2 protein-coding genes are annotated in these 2913 nt (G+C 46.4%); both read left to right on the top strand.

From position 1 onward, the window contains the following. The coding region (locus ACFIJR_RS08790) for a phage tail protein (RefSeq protein WP_375654040.1) at positions 1-900 on the top strand (900 nt) is incomplete at its 5' end. A gap of 1 nt (position 901) precedes the next feature. Further along, positions 902-2913 (top strand): DUF4815 domain-containing protein (locus ACFIJR_RS08785; protein ID WP_375654039.1); only part of this gene is annotated, 2012 nt, incomplete at its 3' end.

Below are 2913 nucleotides of genomic sequence, written 5' to 3'. Positions count from 1 at the left end.
ATTGATCAGGGTCTTGCATGGCAAAATATTCGCGGCTCCCTTGCGGCAATAGAGATGGGGCTTGAATGGCTAGGGATTTCGGCACGCTTTCAACCCGCCTGGACGGGGCGGGTATGGTGGAATTCCTTTCAACTTGATTTTGATCAGTTGCCTGAACGAAAAAGCCTTGAAGTCATTGAAGCGATTACCGACCTTTCCAAAAGTTTGCGCTCTGATTTTCGCCGTGGGACCTATGGTTATGATGTGCAAGCTGTTGAATGCAATATGTCACGCCTTGATGACAGCATGTTGGAGTATGAAAGCGGTGTTCGTTTAACAGCTGGGGACACTTTGTTTTCCTTTGGACGCACAACAGAGATCAATCACACGCTCACAAGAGAAGAAGGCAAGCTTATTGGCAATTGGATAGATGATGGGGATGAAGAATTAAGCTGGAACCAAATCGATTATCCATGGGATATGGCAAATTTTCCGTGGTGTTCGGTCAAAAAACATGAACGCGATATGCTCATGGCAGAATGGTTTCATGGTCGCACGCTTTATCTCGTGTTAAGAGACAGACAAAATAGCGCGATTGGGTATCGCAGATGCTATGCTGTAGCGCCTGTCGAACAGGCTTTGGATGGTGTGTACAGCCATTGTGGCGGCAGATTTAACCCTTCTACAACAGGCACTCTGTTGTTTCTGGCAGCCCGTACAGACTTTCACGATGTTGACGGCAAACAAGCCGCATTTGTTTCCATTCTCGTTCATGCCACCCCCGCAGAAAACATAGCGGTTGGCAAGCTTTGGTGTGACGCCAATGAACTCAATGGCGGTGTCGAGATACTCAAAACGCCTATCAATATTCCTTTGCGTGCCGATGTTCGCGAACAATTCAAGATTTTATTGAGGTTTTAATATGAAGCATGAAAGTGGTTTACCCTTTGCAATTGACAGATCTCGCGGCAAAGAGGAACAACAAAGCGTTGTCTTTTACGGCACGCGTCCCTTTATTCAAAGTGGTGAACTGAATGAGGTTCAAACCATTATAAGAGGACGGCATGACCGCTTGGGGCGCCTTGTGGCACAAGAAGGAGATCGCGTTGAACGGGCTGATGCTTTTGTCAACAAAGAGACAAGGACCGTAACGTTAACGGATGGCAAGATTTATATTGCAGGCGATATCTTTCCAGTCTCTGAAGCGGTACTCAACAATGTTTCCATGATTGGGCGCTTGGAAATTGGTGTGAAGCTGCAAAAAAAATGGATAACACACGAAGATGATCCAGAGCTGTTGGGGCAAGTCCCTGGCACTTTGGCAGAAGGAGAGCCTGGTGCCGCACGCGAAACAGCAAAGCTTGTTTGGGCACTGAAAGAGGATGCGCAGAATGGCACTTTTTTTCCGGTTTATATTTTACAAGATGGCGTTTTGATTGATCAAAAATCACCCTCATTGCTTGAACCCGCCATGCAAGCTATTGCGACGTACGACCGTGCCCATGGGCATTATATCGTGAGTGGCTGCCGTGTGAGCGCATTGGGAGCAAATAATGGTTGCCAAGTGTTTAGTATTCAAGAAGGAGAAGCCAATATCAATGGCTTTAAACGCAAGCGCTTAGCCGCCTTGCGCCATGAAGAGGTGCAAGACTTTTCAACAAGCGTTGTTCCAAGCGAAACACATATTTTTGCGCCTCCAAAAGGGAAAACAAGTTTTACCTTTAAACCCTATTATTTTCCTATTGCCGATATTCAGTCTCTTTTGTTGACAAAAGAAAAAACCGTTAACGTCACCCGCGGTGCCGTTGCTGCAGGGCGTGATGGTGTTCCGGATAAAAGCATCACCGCGTTTATCAAAGTCGTTCAAGGAAGCAAGGAATTTAAAGAAGGCACAGATTTTAAAAAAACCGGAGACACCATTGATTGGGCGCCCATAGGAGACGAACCTTTACCGGGCAGCAGCTATAAGGTGACTTATCGCACCCGCGCAAAAATCACGGCTGATAAAGTAACAGCGCAGGAAATCACAGTCTCAGGTGGTGCGCAAGGTGGGGATATTATCGTCAATTACACTTACAAATTGCCCCGCATTGACCGCATAGGACTGAACACAGGGGGCAATGTCGTATATATCAAAGGAGTTTCATCAGATCATCCCATGGCACCAAATGTCCCTGATGATGTGTTGTCCCTTGCAACGATCACCAACAATTGGCTTGAAACGCCGGGTGTTGTCAATGATGGCACACGGGTTGCCCCCTATGATGAGATGTGGCGCTATTTTCAACGGGTGCTCTCCCTTGACCGGTTGATGCAGTTAGAGCGCATTAAAAGCAATGTGGACTCTAAAGAACCTGTTGCCAAAAAAGGCATGTTCGCTGATCCCTTTCTTGATGATAGTTACAGAGATGAAGGCTTTCAACAAACGGGGGCGGTAGGCAACGGCATTTTACAGCTTGCCATTGACCCAACCTTTTACACCGCTAATCTTACAGCGCCTGTCACCCTTGACTGGACAAATGAAGTGATCATTGCGCAAGAGTTGACAACAGCTTGCGAAAAAATCAACCCTTATCAAAATTTTGCACCCCTGCCTGGTACAGTCACTCTTACCCCCGCGACAGACTTTTGGCATGAACAGCGCACCGATTGGCTCTCCGGTATCACCAATCAGATCATCATGGGCAGGAACCGTGGGAGAAGCATTCGTAAAACAGAAGTGCGTGATGATTTGGTGAGTGCAACCCAAGAGCAAATCGATTTCTTAAGACAAATTACCCTTTCCTTTAAAATTGAAGGTTTTGGCAAAGGGGAAAAATTAGAAAGCTTTACCTTTGATGGCGTGGATGTTTTACAAAAAATCTATTATTGTTTTACATCTCCCGATGGCGCTCTTGAAGGCGCTTTCACGATTCCACAAAATATTACAGCTGG

Origin of the sequence: Bartonella sp. OD88NMGDW (genome assembly GCF_042193775.1) — a bacterium.
In the GTDB taxonomy this organism is placed as follows: Bacteria; Pseudomonadota; Alphaproteobacteria; order Rhizobiales; family Rhizobiaceae; genus Bartonella; species Bartonella grahamii.
This window is presented reverse-complemented; position numbering and strand designations above follow the sequence as displayed.